The sequence below is a fragment of the Frigidibacter sp. MR17.24 genome, from assembly GCF_037095655.1.
Lineage (GTDB): Bacteria > Pseudomonadota > Alphaproteobacteria > Rhodobacterales > Rhodobacteraceae > Frigidibacter.
Genome location: NZ_JBAWKE010000005.1, coordinates 82,650 through 97,641, shown reverse-complemented (window position 1 = coordinate 97,641; position 14,992 = coordinate 82,650). Strand labels below are relative to the sequence as shown.

Here is a 14,992-nt window from a genome sequence, read left to right as displayed (position 1 = left end):
GCCCATCCGCGAAAGCTAGCATGACGCGGCGGCACTTCAACGAACACAGGGCGAAACGGCCCCCGGCAGTGCCGGAGGCCGTCGGATCGGCTGGCCGAGCGGCCAAGGCATTGTCTGGCCGGCGTCTGCTCAGACCAGCGCCTGATCAGATCAGCGCCGTGTCAGCTCAGCGCCGTGTCAGCTCAGGGCGTTGGCAGATCCGGGCCCCGGTGCACCGGCTCGTCGCGCACGGTGCGCAGCTCGTACCAAAGCGCGTTGAGGATGCCGACCGCGGCCGCGAGGCCCAGCCCGAGGATCCAGGCGAAATACCACATGAGTTGTCTCCTTTCCGGGGTTCGCGTCAGTAGGCGTGGCCGCCGCCGGTGATGTCCTTGGCGCCGACCTTGCCCCACAGCACCCGGTAGACCCAGGCGGTGTAGCCAAGGATCAGCGGCATGAAGATCACGGTGGCGATCAGCATGTTGCGCAGGGTCGACCGGCTGGACGAGGCGTCGAACACCGTCAGCGACATCTCGGGATGCGTGCTCGAGGGCAGCAGGAACGGGAACAGCGACACGCCGGCCGTGGTCACGATCATCGCCACCGCAAGCTTCGAGCACAGGAAGGTCAGCCCCTCGGCCCGGGTGCGGAAGCCGGCCGCGGCCAGCAGGGCCCCCGCGATGCCCAGGCCCGGCACGACCCAGAGCCAGGGATGCGCGGCATAGTTCGCGAGCCAGGCGCCGGGCTCGGCCACCACGGTCTTCAGCAGCGGGTTCGACGGGCCGCCGAAACTGACCGCGCTGGTCACCCGGTACCCGCCGAGAAGCCCCGACCAGGCCAGGAACCCGCCGCCGGCGAACAGCGCCGCCGTCGCCAGCGCCGCCATCGTGCCGAAGGCGCGGGCGCGGGTGGCAACCGGCCCTTCGGCCTTGAACGAAAGCCAGGCCGCGCCGTGCATCACCAGCATCGCCAGCGACACCAGCCCGCAATACAGAGCGACAGGGTTCAGCAGCCCGAACAGCGTGCCCTCGTAGATCGGGCGCAGGTCGGTGGTGAAGTGGAAGGGCACGCCGCGCAGCGCGTTGCCGACCGCGACGCCGAAGACCAGCGCCGGCACCGCGCCACCGGTGAAGAGCGCCCAGTCCCAGCGCTCCCGCCAGGCCGGGTCAGGCCGCTTCGAGCGGTACTTGAACCCCACCGGCCGCAGGATCAGCGCCGCGAGCACGAGGAACATCGCGAGGTAGAAGCCCGAGAATGACAGCGCGTAAAGCGCGGGCCAGGCCGCGAAGATCGCGCCACCGCCCAGGACGAACCAGACCTGGTTGCCCTCCCAGACCGGGCCGACGGTGTTGATGGCGATGCGCCGCTCAAGGTCGTTGCGGGCGACGAAGGGCAGAAGCGCACCGACGCCGAGGTCGAAGCCGTCGGTGACGGCAAAGCCCACCAGAAGCACGCCCAGCAGCGCCCACCAGATGACCCGAAGGGTCGCGTAGTCGAACAGGAAGTCGATCATGTCCATGTCCTCGGATCATTCGGCGGGATGGGGGCGGCTGCCCGGCGCGACGGGGCGCAGCCCCTCGATCACCTCGGCGGCGGCCGGGCCCTTGCGGATCGCGGCCAGCATCAGCCGCAGCTCGATCACGGCGAGCACGCCGTAAAGCCCCGTGAAGCCCGCGATGGTCAGCATCAGGTTCCACGCCCCCAGCTCGGATGTGGCGAGCGCCGTCGGCAGCACGCCCTCGATGATCCAGGGCTGGCGACCGAACTCGGCCACGATCCAGCCAAGCTCGGCCGCGATCCAGGGAAGCGGGATCGCGAGCACGGCAAGCCGGAACAGCCAGCGCGGTGCCTCCTGCTCGCGCATCGTGTGCCACAGCGACAGCGCGAAGACCGCGAGCAGCGCGAAGCCGCAGGCCACCATCAGCCGGAAGCCGAAGAACAGCGTCGGCACGCTCGGCACCGTGCTCCAGGCGGCGGCCTCGATCTGCGCCGCGGTGGCGGTGCGCGGATCCTCGACCACGGGCTTGAGCAGGAGCGCGTAGCCAAGGTCCTGGCGCGTCGCCATGAAGGCGGCGCGCGCGGCCGCGTCGCCGCGGTCGGCCTTCAGCCGCTCGAGCGCGTCATAGGCGCCGATGCCGTCGCGGATGCGCGTCTCGGCCAGGGCGACCAGGTCCTCGATCCCCGGGATCTCGGTGTCCAGCGACCGGGTGCCGATCAGGCCCATCAGGTAGGGGATGTGCAGGGCGAACCGCGTCTCGCGCGCGGCCTGGTCGGGCAGGCCGATCGCGGTGAAGGACGCGGGGGCGGCTTCCGTCTCCCACATCGCCTCGATCGAGGCGAGCTTCATCTTCTGGTGGTCGGTCAGGGCATAGCCGCTCTCGTCGCCGAGCACGATCACCGACAGCGACGCGGCGACGCCGAAGGCGGCGGCGATGACGAAGCTGCGCCTGGCCAGATCGACATGCCGGCCCTTCAGCAGGTACCAGCCCGAGACGCCCAGCACGAAGACCGCGCCGCAGACATAGCCGGCCGAGACGGTGTGCACGAACTTGGCCTGCGCGACCGGGTTGAACAGCACCGCCATGAAGTCGGTGACCTCCATCCGCATCGTGTCGGGATTGAAGGCCGCGCCGACCGGGTTCTGCATCCAGCCGTTGGCGATCAGGATCCACAGCGCCGAGAAGTTGGTGCCAAGCGCCATCAGCCAGGTGCAGACCAGGTGCGCGCGCGCCGAGAGCCGGTCCCAGCCGAAGAAGAACAGGCCCACGAAGGTCGCCTCGAGGAAGAAGGCCATCAGCCCCTCGATGGCGAGCGGCGCGCCGAAGACGTCGCCGACATAGTGGGAATAGAATGCCCAGTTCATGCCGAACTGGAATTCCATCGTGATGCCGGTCGCGACGCCGAGGGCGAAGTTGATGCCGAACAGCACGCCCCAGAACTTGGTCATCTCGCGCCAGATGCAGCGACGGGTCATCACGTAGACCGTCTCCATCATCGCGATCATGATCGACAGGCCGAGGGTTAATGGCACGAACAGGAAGTGGTAGAGCGCGGTGAGTGCGAATTGCAGCCGCGACAGGTCGACGAGGAGTGAATCTGCCATGGGGAGGGTCCTTTCTGCCCCCAGCCTCTATCCCCCTCGGGATCTGGTGTACTTGACATGCGTCAATATCCGCGACGGTGGCCCGCGATGAGGCGCCGCGCCGCCGCGGCCGCCGCCGCACCGCCCGATGCCTTCGACCGGGCGATCGCGGGCGCGCACCGGCGCCTGCTCGGGCTGACGGTGCTGCGCGTGCTGGCGCGGCTCGCCTTCCTGGCCACGGCGGCCGTCTGCGTCGGGCGGATGGTGACCGCGGGCGCCGTTCCGGCGGGGCCGCTCGCCCTCGCGCTCGCGGCGCTGGCGGCGACGGCGGCCGCGGGGTGGCGTGCCGACCTGTCGCAGGCGCGGGCCGAGAGCGCGCTTGCGGCCAGGCTGCGCGCGGTCTTCGGCGCGGGCCTTGCCGAAATGGCGCCGCGCGCGGTGCAGGCGATCCCGGGCGGGCGGCTGGTGGCGGCGGCGCAGCGCCACCCCGAGGCGGTCGCGGCGCTTGCCGTGGGCCACCGGACGGCGCGGGCGATGATGGCGGTCGGCCCGATGCTCGCCGCCGCGGCGATCGCCGTCGTCTCCTGGCCGGCCGCGCTCGCGGTGCTGGGGCTGACGCCGGTGATGATCCTGTTCTTCGTGCTGGTCGGCGGCACGATCCGCAGCGCCGCCGACGCGCAGGAGGCCGCCTTCGGCCACCTTGCCGGCCAGTTCGCCGACCGCGTCCGGGTGCTGCCGACGATCCTCGGGAACCACGGCCTCGCGCGCGAGGAGGCGGTGCTGGAAAGGCGGATGGGCGACTATGCCGACCGCACGATGCGGGTGCTGCGGCTGGCGTTCCTGAACGCGGGGATCATCGACTTCTTCGCATCGCTCTCGATCGCGCTGCTGGCGGTGTTCCTGGGGCTGGGCCACCTGGGGCTGGCGCGGATCCCGGGCTTCAGCGACCTCGCGCTGTGGCAGTCGCTGACGCTGCTGATGCTGGCGCCCGAATACTACGCGCCGTTCCGCCGCTTCGCCGAACAGTACCACGCCAAGGCCGAGGGGGATGCCGCGCTGGCCGCGCTGCGCGACATCCTTGCGACGCCGGGCGGTGCAGCACCCTCCGCAAACCTTCCCGCAGACCTGCCCGCAGCCCTGCCCGCAGACCTTCCGAACCGCGGCCTCGTCGCGGTGACCGGTCCCAGCGGCAGCGGCAAGACCACGCTGCTGCGCGCGCTGGCCGCCCGGATGGAGCCCGCGCCGGCCTGGGTCTCGACCGAGATCCACCTGCCCGCAGGCACGCTTGCCGCGGCGCTGAACTGGCCCGCGCCGCCGGGCGATCCGGCGCGGCTGGCGACGGTGGCGGGCCCCCTTGGCCTTCTCGATCCCGCGCTGCTGCCCGGCGGGCTCGCGGCGCCGGTGGCGGCGGGGGGCGGCAACCTCTCGGGCGGGCAGCGGCTGCGCATCGCGCTGGCCCGGGCGCTGCTGTCGGGGCGCACGGTGCTGGCCGACGAGCCGACCGCGAAGCTCGACCCCGCCACCGCCGCGGCGGCGCGCACGGCGCTGGCCGGGCTGGCCCGCGACCGGCTGGTGATCGTGGCCACCCACGACCCGGCGCTCGCGGCACTGGCCGACCGGCGCATCGCCTGCCCCCCTGCGACCGGAGAGGCCGCATGACCCCGACCGATCCCGACCGCCTGCGCGGCCGCGCGTGGCGCCCGGCCGTCGCCCTCGCCCTTGCCGGGCTTGCCTGCGCCCTGCTGCTGGGCGGGCTGTCGGGCTGGTTCCTGTCGGCCGTGGCACTGGCGGGGCTTGGCGGCACGGCGCTGGTCTTCGACTTCCACACCCCCGGCGCGCTGGTGCGCCTGTTCGCGATCGGGCGCACCGCCGCGCGCTATGGCGAGCGGCTCGCGGGGCATCGCGCGGCGCTTTCGGGCCAGATCCTGCGCCGCGCCGCGCTGTTTCGCGCGATGGCGGCGGCGCCGGCGACCCGTGCCGCCGGCTGGCAGCTGGGCGACCAGGGCCGGCTGACCGACTTCCTCGACGATGTCGACGATCTCGACTTCGCGCCGCTGCGCGTCGGGCTGCCGCGGCTGACGCTGCTGGCCGGGGCCGCGGGCCTCGGGCTCGCGACGCTGGTGGTGGTGCCGCTGGCGCTGTTGCCGATCGCGGCGGCGACCGTGGCGATCGTCGCCGCGCTGACCCGCTTCGCGCGCGGGGCCGAGGCGGCGCTCGCCGCGCGCCGCGCGGCGCTGCGCGACGGCGCCGCCGGCCTTGGCGCCGCCCATGCCGCCGTCGTCGCCCTGCGCGCCGAGGGGCGCTGGACCGACGCGCTCGGCCCCGCGGCCGCGGCGATGGCGCGGGCCGATGCCCGACTGCTGGCGCTGCGTGTCGCGCAGGCCCGGATCGAGGCGGGCCTCTCGCTTGCCGGGCCGCTTGCCGGGGCGACGGTGCTGGCCGTCGCCTGGGCCGGCGGCGCGCGGTCCGGGGACCTGCTGGCGCCGGTCTTCCTGGCCTTCGCCTGGCTCGCCTTCGCCGAGACGCTGCTGGGCGCCGCGCGGCAGGCGCTGGCCGCGGGCCGGCGCCGGATCGCGACGGCGGCGCTCGCACAATGGACCGGGGGGCCCGGGGACAAGGTCTCCGGGGTCTCCGGGGCCCCCGGAGCGCCTGACGCTCCGGCGCCCGCCCTGCCCGACCGGCTGGAGACCCACGTCGCCGCGCGGGCGCCCGATGGCCGCAGCCTCGCGCCGGCGCCGGTGGCGATCGTGCTGGAGCGGGGGCGGCCGCTGGTGCTGACCGGGGCGAGCGGCAGCGGCAAGACCAGCCTGCTGAAGCAGCTGGCCGGCTGGACCGGCGACGAGGCGCTGGCGCTTGGCGGCAGCCGCCTCGGCGCGCCGGCCCGGCGGGCGCTGGTGCAGCTTTGCCTGCACGACGCCGCGATCCTGGCCGACAGCCTGCGCGCGAACCTCTTCGCGCCGGGCCTCGCCGACGCGCAGCTGTGGGAGGCGATCGACGCGGTCGAGATGCGCCCGCGGGTCGAGGCGGCAGGCGGGCTCGACGGCTGGATCTCGCAAGAGATGCTGTCGCTCGGCGAGGCGCAGCGGCTGAACCTTGCCCGGGTCTGGCTGGGCGGCTGCCCGGTCGTCGCGCTTGACGAACCGCTCGAACATCTCGACCGCGCGCAGGGGGCGCGGATCGTGGCGCGGCTGCTCGCGCGGCTCGCGGACCGGCACGTGGTCATCGCCTCGCACCAGCCGCTCGACGTGCAGCCGCAGCGCCGCCTCGACCTGTCGCCGCCCGCCTGAGGGCCGCGGCCCGGGCCGCCGCCGGCTCAGGCCTCCAGCGCGGCCAGCACGGCGGCGGTGATCTCGCCGGTGCCGTGCGCGCCGGGGCGGCAGCCGATGCCGCGCCCCGTCGCGGTCTCGACCGCGGCCAGGACCGCGGCGGCGGCGGCGGTTTCGCCCAGGTGGTCGAGCATCATCGCCCCCGACCAGATCGCCGCGATCGGGTTGGCGATGTTGCGGCCGGCGATGTCCGGGGCCGAGCCGTGCACCGGCTCGAACATCGAGGGAGCCGAGCGGTCGGGGCAGATGTTGGCCGAGGCCGCGAAACCGAGCCCCCCCTGGATCGCGGCGCCAAGGTCGGTGAGGATGTCGCCGAACAGGTTCGAGGCGACGACCACGTCCAGGTCCTGCGGCGCCATCACCATCTTGGCGGCCATCGCGTCGATGTGCATGTGGCTGACGGTCACGTCGGGATAGTCGGCCGCCACCTCGCGCGTGATCTCGTCCCAGAACACCATCGAGTATTTCTGCGCGTTCGACTTGGTGACCGAGGTCAGGTGCCCGCGCCGGGCCCGGGCCTGGTCGAAGGCGAAGCGCAGGATGCGCTCGACGCCCTTGCGGGTAAAGATCGCGGTCTCGGTCGCGACCTCGTTGTCGCGGCCCTGGTGCACCCGGCCACCGGCGCCGGAATACTCGCCCTCGGTGTTCTCGCGGATGCACAGGATGTCGAAGCCCTCGGTCCGCAGCGGGCCCTCGACCCCCTTCAGCAGCCGGTGCGGGCGGATGTTGGCGTATTGGTCGAAGGCCTTGCGGAGCGGCAGCAGCAGCCCGTGCAGCGACACCGCGTCGGGCACGGTCTCGGGCCAGCCGACGGCGCCGAGATAGATCGCGTCGAAGCCGCGCAGCCGCGCGATCCCGTCGGCGGGCATCATCGCGCCGGTGTCGAGGTAGGTCTGGCACGACCAGGGGAAGGTCTCGGTCGCCAGCGCGAAGCCGAAGCGGGCCGCGGCGGCGGCCAGCACCTGCATCGTGGCCGCGGTGACGTCGACGCCGATGCCGTCACCGGGAATGAGCGCGATGCGATGGGTGTTCATGACGGTCTCCTGTCCGTGGTCGTCGGCATGGTGCCGCCGCCCGCCCGGGGGGCGCGCGGCGGCGCGTGCATGTCCGGGCCCGCGCCGGCGCATCGCCGGGCGGGCGGGCGGGGTCAGGCCTTGGTGAACAGCTCGCGGTACTGGCGGGGCTGGCAGCGCAGGTATTGCGGCGCGGCCTTCACCGTCGCGCCAAGATGCGCCGCCGCGTGCCATGGCCAGCGCGGATCGTAGAGCGCGCCGCGCGCGATCGCGACCATGTCGGCATCGCCGGTGGCCACGATCGACTCGGCGTGGTCGTAATCGGTGATCAGCCCGACGGCCACGACCGGCATGTCCGGCAGCGCCTGCTTGACCGCCCGCGCCAGCGGCACCTGATAGCCGGGGCCCACCGGGATCTGCTGCGCCGGGTGCAGCCCGCCGCTCGAGACATGGATCGCGTCGCAGCCACGCTCGGCCAGCGCCTTCGAGAAGGCGATCGTGCCCTCGAGATCCCAGCCGCCCTCGACCCAGTCCGTCCCCGACAGCCGCACCGTAACCGGCATCGACGCCGGAACCGCGGCCTTCACCGCCTCGAACACGGCGAGCGGGAAGCGCATCCGCCCGGCCAGGTCGCCGCCCCAGCCATCGGTGCGGGTGTTGCTCAGCGGCGAGAGGAACTGGTGCAGCAGGTAGCCGTGCGCGGCATGGATCTGGATCGCGTCGAGCCCCAGCCGGGCCGAGCGGCGCGCGGCCTCGGCGAAGGCATCGCACAGGCGGTCGAGGTCCGCGGGCGTCAGCGCGACCGGCGCGCGGTCGGTCTGGGCGAAGGCCAGGGCCGAGGGCGCCTCGGTCTGCCAGCCGCGGGGGTCGTCGGCGGCCAGCTGCGCGCCGCTTTCCCACGGCCGGTGGGTCGAGGCCTTGCGCCCGGCATGGCCGAGCTGGATCGCGACCGGCATCGCCGAGACCGCGCGCACCTGCGCCAGCACCCGCGCCATCGCGGCCTCGGTCCTGTCGTCGTAAAGGCCGACGTCGGCATGGCTGATCCGGCCCTCGGGTGTGACGGCGGTCGCCTCGATGGTCAGGATGCCGGCCCCCGACAGCGCAAGCTGGCCCAGATGCACCGCGTGCCAGTCGGTCATGCAGCCGTCCTCGGCCGAATACATGCACATCGGCGCGATGACGATGCGGTTGTCGAGCGCGAGCCCGCCGACTTCGAGCGGTTCGAACAGCTTGGGAGTGCTCATCTGATGTCCTTGCTTCTGACGTCTGGGAAGGCGGCACCCGCGACCGGGCGCCAGGCCCGTGGGTCTGCGCGCCCCAGAGAGCAAGGCGGGCCGGAACACGCAAGACCGGAACATGCAAGACGGGAGCAGCCAAGACGGGAAAGGGCCGGTGCGGACCGCACGAAACCGGCCCGCGCGGCGCCGCGGCGGCGATCCGCGCCGTCGGGCGCGGTCACTCGGTCAGCCGGATCACCAGCGCCACGAGGTCGACCGCCCGCCCGACCCCGGCCTTCGACATCGCGATCTTCAGCTGGTTGCGCACCGTGTGCAGGCTGGCGCCGCGCTGCCGGGCGATCTCGGCCGGGGTGGCGCCGCCGGCAAGCGCCAGCGACACCTCGGCCTCGGCCCGCGTGAGGCCGAGCCCCCGCCCCAGCCGCGCCTCGGGCACGTCCATCACCTGCGAGATGATCAGCGCCATGCCGGGGTCGCCGAAGGTGCCCGGCCGGTAGGGAACCATCGGCATGTCATGCGCCGCCACCGGCACCAGCCGCAGCACCAGCACCATCGCCTGCACGCGCAGCCGGAATTCCAGCGGCGCCGCGGGCTCGCCCGCCCGCGCCCCCAGCACCGGCACCGCGCGATGCGCGAACCAGTCGGACAGGCAGGGGTCGTGGAAGATGATCCGGCCCATGCGGTCGATCCCGAACAGCCGCTGCACCGCGGGCGCCAGGTCGGGGTCGACCCAGGTGACCCGCGCGGACCGGTCCAGCCCGATGATCCAGCTGTGCGAGCGCTGCCCGCTCTCGGCGCGGATCAGCCGCGCCGAGCGTTCCGCCAGCGCCTCGTTGATCTCGAGCGCGTGGCGCAGGTGCGGGCCGATCCGGTCGAGCACCCCCACCAGCTGCGGTTCAAAGCGGTCGCGCAGGCCGCGGCGTATGTTCACGCCAAGGATCATCTGCGCCTGGCCCCGCCCGCCGATCTTCATCGCGACCCCGCCCAGCAGGTCGTTCTGCGGCAGCACCCAGTCGACGTAGAACTCGCTGCGCGTCACCACCTCGTCAGAGGCGACCGCCCGCGCCGAGACCGCGCGGTTGTCGGTCAGCGCGCCGAAGCGCGCGGCCCAGGGATTGAGGTGGTGCATCTCGTGGTAAAGCTGCACGTACCGGGGATCGAAGCTGCCGGTGAAGGCGGCGGTCGGCTCGCCGCGGTCCATCACGAAGGCAAAGCCCGACGCGCCGCCGCCGGCACCTTCGATCGCACCGATGACCCCCTCCCAGCCCTTGGGCTGAAGAGCGGCGGCCTGGACGAGGCTGATCAGCTCTGCACTCATGAAGAACGGGCGCGGGACCTTGTCTCAAGATTGCAGCAGATCAGACCCCATAACCTGCCGCCACGGCAAGAGGGACGCGCACCGGACGGGGCGAAAAGCAGCAGTGCGGTGCCGCCCCTTGCAAAAAGGCCACTCGATACGAGCCCACGTACCGGTGCGCCATGGCAGATTTGCGTGATTCCGCCCGGCCGGTCATGACCAATTTCGGTCATGACCCGTGACGCGGGAGCCCCCCGGCAGCGTGTCTAGGACGCACATCACCTGCGGCCGGCGCTTGTCGATGCCGGCCCGCGATCGCAAGCCAAGTGCCCGGATCGGGGCCATCGAAGCCGCCGAAGGCCACGCCGGGGTGGCGCACCTGCGCCACGCCCGCCGGCCCGAGGTACAGCCCAAGGCACGGCCCGACGCCGACCGGGACCCGCTAGATGGCGCCCTGGTCATGCACATCCGGACAAGATCACGGCGGGCGCCGTCACACGGCCATCGTCATCGCCTGCCACCCCTGCAAAGCCGCCCAGTCGGGTTCGAGCCGGCGGAACCGCGCCAGCCGCAGGCTGGACAGGTCGGCGAAGCCGCAGGCGCCGTCCGTGACCAGCTGCTGCACCGCGCGCCCCGAGGCCGGCGACAGCCCGAAGCCCACGCCCGACAGCGTCGCCAGCACCAGGTTGTCGCAGCCGCCGGGCCGGTCGATGACCGGGCGGCCGTCGGGCGTGTTCTCGATCAGCCCGGCCCAGCTGCGGATCACCCGGACATGCCCCGCCTTCGGCAGCAGCTCGGCCAGCCGCCGGGCGATCATCATCATCAACGGCGACGCGGGCCGCGCGCGGCCCGGCAGCGTCTCGGGCGCCACCCATTCATGCGGGCCGCCGCCATAGGCGAGGTTGCCGCGCAGGGTCTGGCGCCCGTAAAGCCCGTTGCCGTCGACGCCGCCCAGCGGCATCAGCGGCACCGGCTCGGTCACGATCATCTCGGCCCGCGCGACGCGCATCGGCACGTCGATCCCCAGCAGCGCCGCCAGCCGCGCGGTCTGCGGCCCCGCCGCCAGCACCAGCTGGTCGCAGCCGAAGGTGCCCGCCGCGGTCTCGACCCCGGTCACGCGCCCGCCCGCGGTGCGAAAGCCGGTGACGGCCGTGTCCTGCCGCAGGCGCCCGCCCAGGTCCTGCATCGCCCAGGCATAGGCCTGCACGGTCCGGTGCGGGTTGGCATGGCCGCCGAAGCGGTAGTAGTGCCCGGCGAAGGCGGTGTCGCCCGCCAGCGGCACCAGCGCTCGCACCTCGCGCGCATCCAGCTCGTCGACCTCGAAGCCCTGCCGGCGCGCGTTCACCACCGCCCGGCCGTAAAGCTCCAGCTGCTGCGGGGTCAGCGCGATCCGGATCCGGTTCGGCGCGAATTCGGTCGGATAGCCCAGCATCTCGTCCATCAGCGGCCAGAGACGCTGTTCCTCGGCAAAGAGCGGCGAGTGGTGGTGCGAGCAGCCGCCGCCATTGCGCCCCGACGCCTCGCCGCCCACGCGCCCGGCCTCGAGCACCAGCACATCGACGCCGGCCCGCGCCAGCCACCACGCGGCGCTCAGCCCGGTGACCCCGCCGCCCACGACCACGACCGCGGCGCCGCGCGGGCTGTCGTCCTGCCGGACCTCACTCGGTGACATGGGGCTTCTCCTGCGCAAGGCCGGCGACGGTGTAGTCGGGCTCGACATCCCAGAACGGCACCCATTGCCGGGGCATGCCGAACCACGAATCCCAGTGCTGCGCGAAGGCCGGATCCTCGTCGCGCGGGCAGGCCTCGGCCAGGGTCAGCGGCCGCACCGGCGCGCGGTAGCCCGCCAGCGGCACCGCAGGCAGCGGCACCGCCGCCTGCAGCGCCAGCAGCGCCTGCACCTGCTCGCGGCAGCGCCGGCCCTGGCAGGCGCCCATGCCCGCGCGCGTCAGCCGCTTGACCTGGTCGGGGTCGGGCGGACCCGCGCCCAGAAGCGCGTCGAGCGTCCGCGGCCGGTTGTCCGCCGCCTGCCAGCCCAGGTAGCGCGGCGGGCGCAGTTCGAGGATCTCGCGCGCGGTGACCTCCTCGCACTGGCAGACGACGGCGGGCAGGGCCGCATCGACCACGCTGCGGCGCACCCAGCCCTTGCGGTAGGCATCGATGTCATAGGCGGGCGCGTCCGGGTCCGGCAGCGCCGACGCCCCGGTTTGGGCCCCGGCCCCGGCTCCAGTCTCGGCTCCGGTCGCGGCCGCCAGCGCCGCCGCGCGGCCTTCGGCCGCGGCGACGGCGGCATCGCGGCTCTTGCCCGGCCAGATCCCGGCGCAGTCCCCCGCCGCCCGGATCGCGGGATGCGAGGTCGCGGCCCCCGCGCCCAGCACCGGCACGAAGCCGCCGCGCGCGGCCGAGAACGCGATCCGGCAGCCCGCCGCCGCCAGCAGGTCCACCATCGGCACCGCGCCGATGCCCTGGATGACCAGATCGCAGGGGATGACGCCTGTGCGCGTCCGCGCCGCCGTCACCCCGGTGGGGCCGGTCTCGACCCCGGTGACGACCTCGTCGCAGATCAGGGGAATGCCGGCCGCGTGCAGCGCGGCGAGCAGGTCGGGCGGGCCGACCGGCGCCGCGGCCTGCTCGATCACCGCCGCGACCGCGATGCCGCGCCCCTGCAGCTCGATCGCGGCCAAGAGCGCCTCGGCGGTCGATCCCATCACCACCGCCCGCCGCCCGTCGAGCGCATCGTAAAGCCCCGCCAGCCGCTGCGCCGCCGCGGCCCCCATCACCCCCGGCGCGTCCCAGCCCGGGAAGGCCAGGCCCATGTCGCGCCGGCCGGTGGCGACGATGGCCTGGTCGAAGCCCAGAAGTGCCGTGCCTTCGCCCGCCGTCGCAAGGCCCGCGACCGGTCCCGGCATCCAGCCCATGTTCGTGCCGTTGAGATAGAGGCCCCAGCAGGCGGTGCCGATGCGCAGGTCGACCCCGGCGTCGATCACCTGTTCCAGCTCGGGCAGCGCGCGCAGCATCGCCTCGGTCATCGCGGCGCGGTTCCGGGCCGCGGCGCCGATGCGGCTGCCGAAGTGCAGCGGCACGTCGGCGGCCATCGTGTCGGCCGCAACCGGATTTTCGTCGACCAGCACGACCGACAGCCCCTGCGCCGCCGCCTCGAGCGCCGCCGCCCGCCCCGCGGGGCCGGCGCCGATCACCAGAAGCTGGGCGTGGCCGTCAAGCGTCAGCCGCTTGCCGGCCACCGAGCGCGGGTCCTGGGTCATGGTCGGGGCCTCCGGTCTGGGTCGGCCCCGATGCTCTGCGCCGAAACCCCGGGTGCCGCGCCGGTTCGCGACACCCGATGTCGCCCAAGGGACAGGCGCTGCGGATCATTCCGCCGCGACGGGCTCGCGGCGGTGCTCTTCCTCCAGCGACAGGCGGTCGCGACCGCAGGTCAGCAGCGCGCTGCCGCCGCCGTCGCGGTAGCGGATCGCGAAATCGCCCTCGGCCAGCGAGCCGTCGATCTCGACCGTCTCGGGCCTGGCGTGCCCGACATAGCGCAGCTGGGTGCCGAAATGGCCCGACCAGAAGAAGGGCGCGGCCGCGAAGGCCGTCGCGCGGCCCGCGAGGAAGTCCTGCGCCAGATGCTCGCCCTGCCGCTCGGCATGGACCCAGTGCTCGATCCGGCGCAGCCGGCCCGTGGCCGGGTCGGGATGCGCCGCGATGTCGCCGATCGCCCAGATCGCCGGGTCCGAGGTGGCGAGCGTCGCATCGACGGCCACGCCGCCCTCGGCCAGGTCGAGGCCCGCCGCCTCGGCCAGCGCGACCCGCGGCGCGACGCCCGTGCCCAGCACCAGAAGATCCGCGGCCAGCTGCGCGCCCTCGGCCGTGCGCACGCTGCGCCCGTCGAAGCTTTCGACCGAGGTGCCAAGCCGGAAGCGCACGCCGTTCTCCTCGTGCAGGCCCTGCACGAAGCGGCCCGCCTCGGTCCCGAGGATCCGGGCAAGCGGCACCGGGTCGTCGGCGACCACCGTGACCTCGAGCCCGCGCGCCTTCAGCGCCGCCGCCGCCTCGAGCCCGATGAAGCTTGCGCCCAGCACCACGGCCGCCCGCGCCCGGCCCGCAGCCTCGATCAGCGCATCGGCATCGGCAAGGCTGCGCAGCACGTGGCCGCGCCGGGCGCCGGGGAAATCGGGCACCTTCGGCGCGGCGCCGGTCGCCAGCACCAGCCGGTCGTAATCGATCCGGTCGCCCTGCGCCGTCACCACCTGCCGCGCGGCGCGGTCGATCCCGGTCACCTCGGTGCCGGTCATCAGCGTCACCTCGCGCAGGCCGTCGCGCGGCAGCAGCGTCTCGTCGCGCGACTTCGCGCCCTGCAGGTACTGCTTGGAACAGAAGGTGCGGTCATAGGGCGCGACATCCTCGGCCCCGATCAGCGTCACCCCGCGGCCGCGGCCCGCGCGCCCCAGCGCCGCCGCCAGCGCGTGGCCGGCCGCACCGGTGCCCACGATCACGATGCGCTCTGCCGGGCCGGACCGGCCGGGCGTGCCGGGCCGGTCGGGCTTCGGCCCCACCGTCACCCGACCGCCGGCTTCGGACACCGGATAGCACGACAGCGGCGCCACCGCCGGACCGCCGACCGCGGTGCCGTCGGCCAGCGAGAAGCGGGCATGGTGCCAGGGGCAGCGGATCTGCCCCTCGGTCACCAGCCCCTTGTCCAGCGTCGCCCCGAGGTGGGTGCACTTGGCCGACAGCGCGGCGATCCCGCCCTCGTGGCGGACCAGCACGACCTCGTCCTCGCCGACGCGGCCCAGCAGCGGCTGCCCGGGCCGCAGCCGGTCGGCGGCGATGCCGGCGGCGAAATCGGGCGTGTCTTGTGTGTTGCGGTCGGACATCAAAGCCTCCTTCGACCGGCGCGCCGCCGCCCGTGCCGCGCCGGATGCCGGGCGGCGGGGCGTCGCGCCCGTCCTGATGAGCGGTTCGTGGGTGTCGGGTTCGTGGTTGTCGGGGGAATGACGCGCGGCCGCCCCGCGCGGTTCCGGCGCCCGGCCTCAAAGCCGCGTGTGCGGCGCCCGGCTGTT

At 73.9% G+C, this 14,992-nt stretch carries 11 protein-coding genes; 2 read left to right on the top strand and 9 right to left on the bottom strand.

Annotated elements, in window-relative coordinates; translation table 11 throughout:
- Window positions 1-182: 182 nt before the first annotated feature.
- The 3 genes from cydX to V8J39_RS16255 are packed head-to-tail and all read right to left on the bottom strand — an operon-like array spanning window position 183 to window position 3,082.
- Window positions 183-314 carry a cytochrome bd-I oxidase subunit CydX gene (cydX, locus tag V8J39_RS16265; RefSeq protein WP_336461995.1) on the bottom strand — a complete coding sequence of 44 codons (132 nt, stop codon included), beginning with the start codon at window positions 312-314 and terminating at the stop codon, window positions 183-185.
- A gap of 26 nt (window positions 315-340) precedes the next feature.
- Complete coding sequence (cydB, locus tag V8J39_RS16260) at window positions 341-1,492, bottom strand: cytochrome d ubiquinol oxidase subunit II (protein ID WP_336461994.1); 1,152 nt, start codon at window positions 1,490-1,492, stop codon at window positions 341-343.
- A 15-nt stretch (window positions 1,493-1,507) separates the two neighbouring features.
- Window positions 1,508-3,082 (bottom strand): cytochrome ubiquinol oxidase subunit I, encoded by a 1,575-nt coding sequence (locus V8J39_RS16255; protein ID WP_336461993.1) that lies wholly within the window; start codon window positions 3,080-3,082, stop codon window positions 1,508-1,510.
- A gap of 87 nt (window positions 3,083-3,169) precedes the next feature.
- On the opposite strand from V8J39_RS16255, the gene V8J39_RS16250 reads away from it, so the two are divergent.
- Both V8J39_RS16250 and V8J39_RS16245 read left to right on the top strand, forming a co-directional pair.
- A complete protein-coding gene (locus V8J39_RS16250; RefSeq protein WP_336461992.1) occupies window positions 3,170-4,720 on the top strand; it encodes a hypothetical protein in 1,551 nt (516 codons plus the stop codon).
- Complete coding sequence (locus V8J39_RS16245) at window positions 4,717-6,348, top strand: ATP-binding cassette domain-containing protein (RefSeq protein ID WP_336461991.1); 1,632 nt, start codon at window positions 4,717-4,719, stop codon at window positions 6,346-6,348. The genes V8J39_RS16250 and V8J39_RS16245 overlap by 4 nt, the downstream gene beginning before the upstream one ends.
- 26 nt (window positions 6,349-6,374) lie before the next feature.
- On the opposite strand, the gene V8J39_RS16240 is transcribed toward V8J39_RS16245, so the two are convergent.
- From V8J39_RS16240 to V8J39_RS16215, 6 genes are all read right to left on the bottom strand, one after another.
- On the bottom strand, window positions 6,375-7,421 hold the full coding sequence (locus V8J39_RS16240) for a tartrate dehydrogenase (RefSeq protein ID WP_336461990.1): 1,047 nt from the start codon (window positions 7,419-7,421) through the stop codon (window positions 6,375-6,377).
- A gap of 113 nt (window positions 7,422-7,534) precedes the next feature.
- Complete coding sequence (locus V8J39_RS16235) at window positions 7,535-8,644, bottom strand: NADH:flavin oxidoreductase/NADH oxidase (protein WP_336461989.1); 1,110 nt, start codon at window positions 8,642-8,644, stop codon at window positions 7,535-7,537.
- A gap of 211 nt (window positions 8,645-8,855) precedes the next feature.
- Window positions 8,856-9,953 carry a helix-turn-helix transcriptional regulator gene (locus tag V8J39_RS16230; protein ID WP_336461988.1) on the bottom strand — a complete coding sequence of 366 codons (1,098 nt, stop codon included), beginning with the start codon at window positions 9,951-9,953 and terminating at the stop codon, window positions 8,856-8,858.
- Between the two features lie 472 nt (window positions 9,954-10,425).
- A complete protein-coding gene (locus V8J39_RS16225) occupies window positions 10,426-11,604 on the bottom strand; it encodes an NAD(P)/FAD-dependent oxidoreductase (protein ID WP_336461987.1) in 1,179 nt (392 codons plus the stop codon).
- Window positions 11,591-13,195, bottom strand: a complete 1,605-nt coding sequence (locus V8J39_RS16220) for an FAD/NAD(P)-dependent oxidoreductase (RefSeq protein WP_336461986.1) — start codon at window positions 13,193-13,195, stop codon at window positions 11,591-11,593. Before V8J39_RS16220 ends, V8J39_RS16225 begins: the two co-directional genes overlap by 14 nt.
- A 105-nt stretch (window positions 13,196-13,300) precedes the next feature.
- Window positions 13,301-14,806, bottom strand: a complete 1,506-nt coding sequence (locus tag V8J39_RS16215) for an FAD-dependent oxidoreductase (RefSeq protein ID WP_336461985.1) — start codon at window positions 14,804-14,806, stop codon at window positions 13,301-13,303.
- Window positions 14,807-14,992 lie beyond the last annotated feature (186 nt).

What these genes read in the sequence shown, in the direction of transcription:
- cydX (WP_336461995.1), bottom strand. Translation starts at nt 314, where the DNA reads ATGTGGTATTTCGCCTGGATCCTCGGGCTGGGCCTCGCGGCCGCGGTC.
- cydB (WP_336461994.1), bottom strand. Translation starts at nt 1,492, where the DNA reads ATGATCGACTTCCTGTTCGACTACGCGACCCTTCGGGTCATCTGGTGG.
- V8J39_RS16255 (WP_336461993.1), bottom strand. Translation starts at nt 3,082, where the DNA reads ATGGCAGATTCACTCCTCGTCGACCTGTCGCGGCTGCAATTCGCACTC.
- V8J39_RS16250 (WP_336461992.1), top strand. Translation starts at nt 3,170, where the DNA reads ATGAGGCGCCGCGCCGCCGCGGCCGCCGCCGCACCGCCCGATGCCTTC.
- V8J39_RS16245 (WP_336461991.1), top strand. Translation starts at nt 4,717, where the DNA reads ATGACCCCGACCGATCCCGACCGCCTGCGCGGCCGCGCGTGGCGCCCG.
- V8J39_RS16240 (WP_336461990.1), bottom strand. Translation starts at nt 7,421, where the DNA reads ATGAACACCCATCGCATCGCGCTCATTCCCGGTGACGGCATCGGCGTC.
- V8J39_RS16235 (WP_336461989.1), bottom strand. Translation starts at nt 8,644, where the DNA reads ATGAGCACTCCCAAGCTGTTCGAACCGCTCGAAGTCGGCGGGCTCGCG.
- V8J39_RS16230 (WP_336461988.1), bottom strand. Translation starts at nt 9,953, where the DNA reads ATGAGTGCAGAGCTGATCAGCCTCGTCCAGGCCGCCGCTCTTCAGCCC.
- V8J39_RS16225 (WP_336461987.1), bottom strand. Translation starts at nt 11,604, where the DNA reads ATGTCACCGAGTGAGGTCCGGCAGGACGACAGCCCGCGCGGCGCCGCG.
- V8J39_RS16220 (WP_336461986.1), bottom strand. Translation starts at nt 13,195, where the DNA reads ATGACCCAGGACCCGCGCTCGGTGGCCGGCAAGCGGCTGACGCTTGAC.
- V8J39_RS16215 (WP_336461985.1), bottom strand. Translation starts at nt 14,806, where the DNA reads ATGTCCGACCGCAACACACAAGACACGCCCGATTTCGCCGCCGGCATC.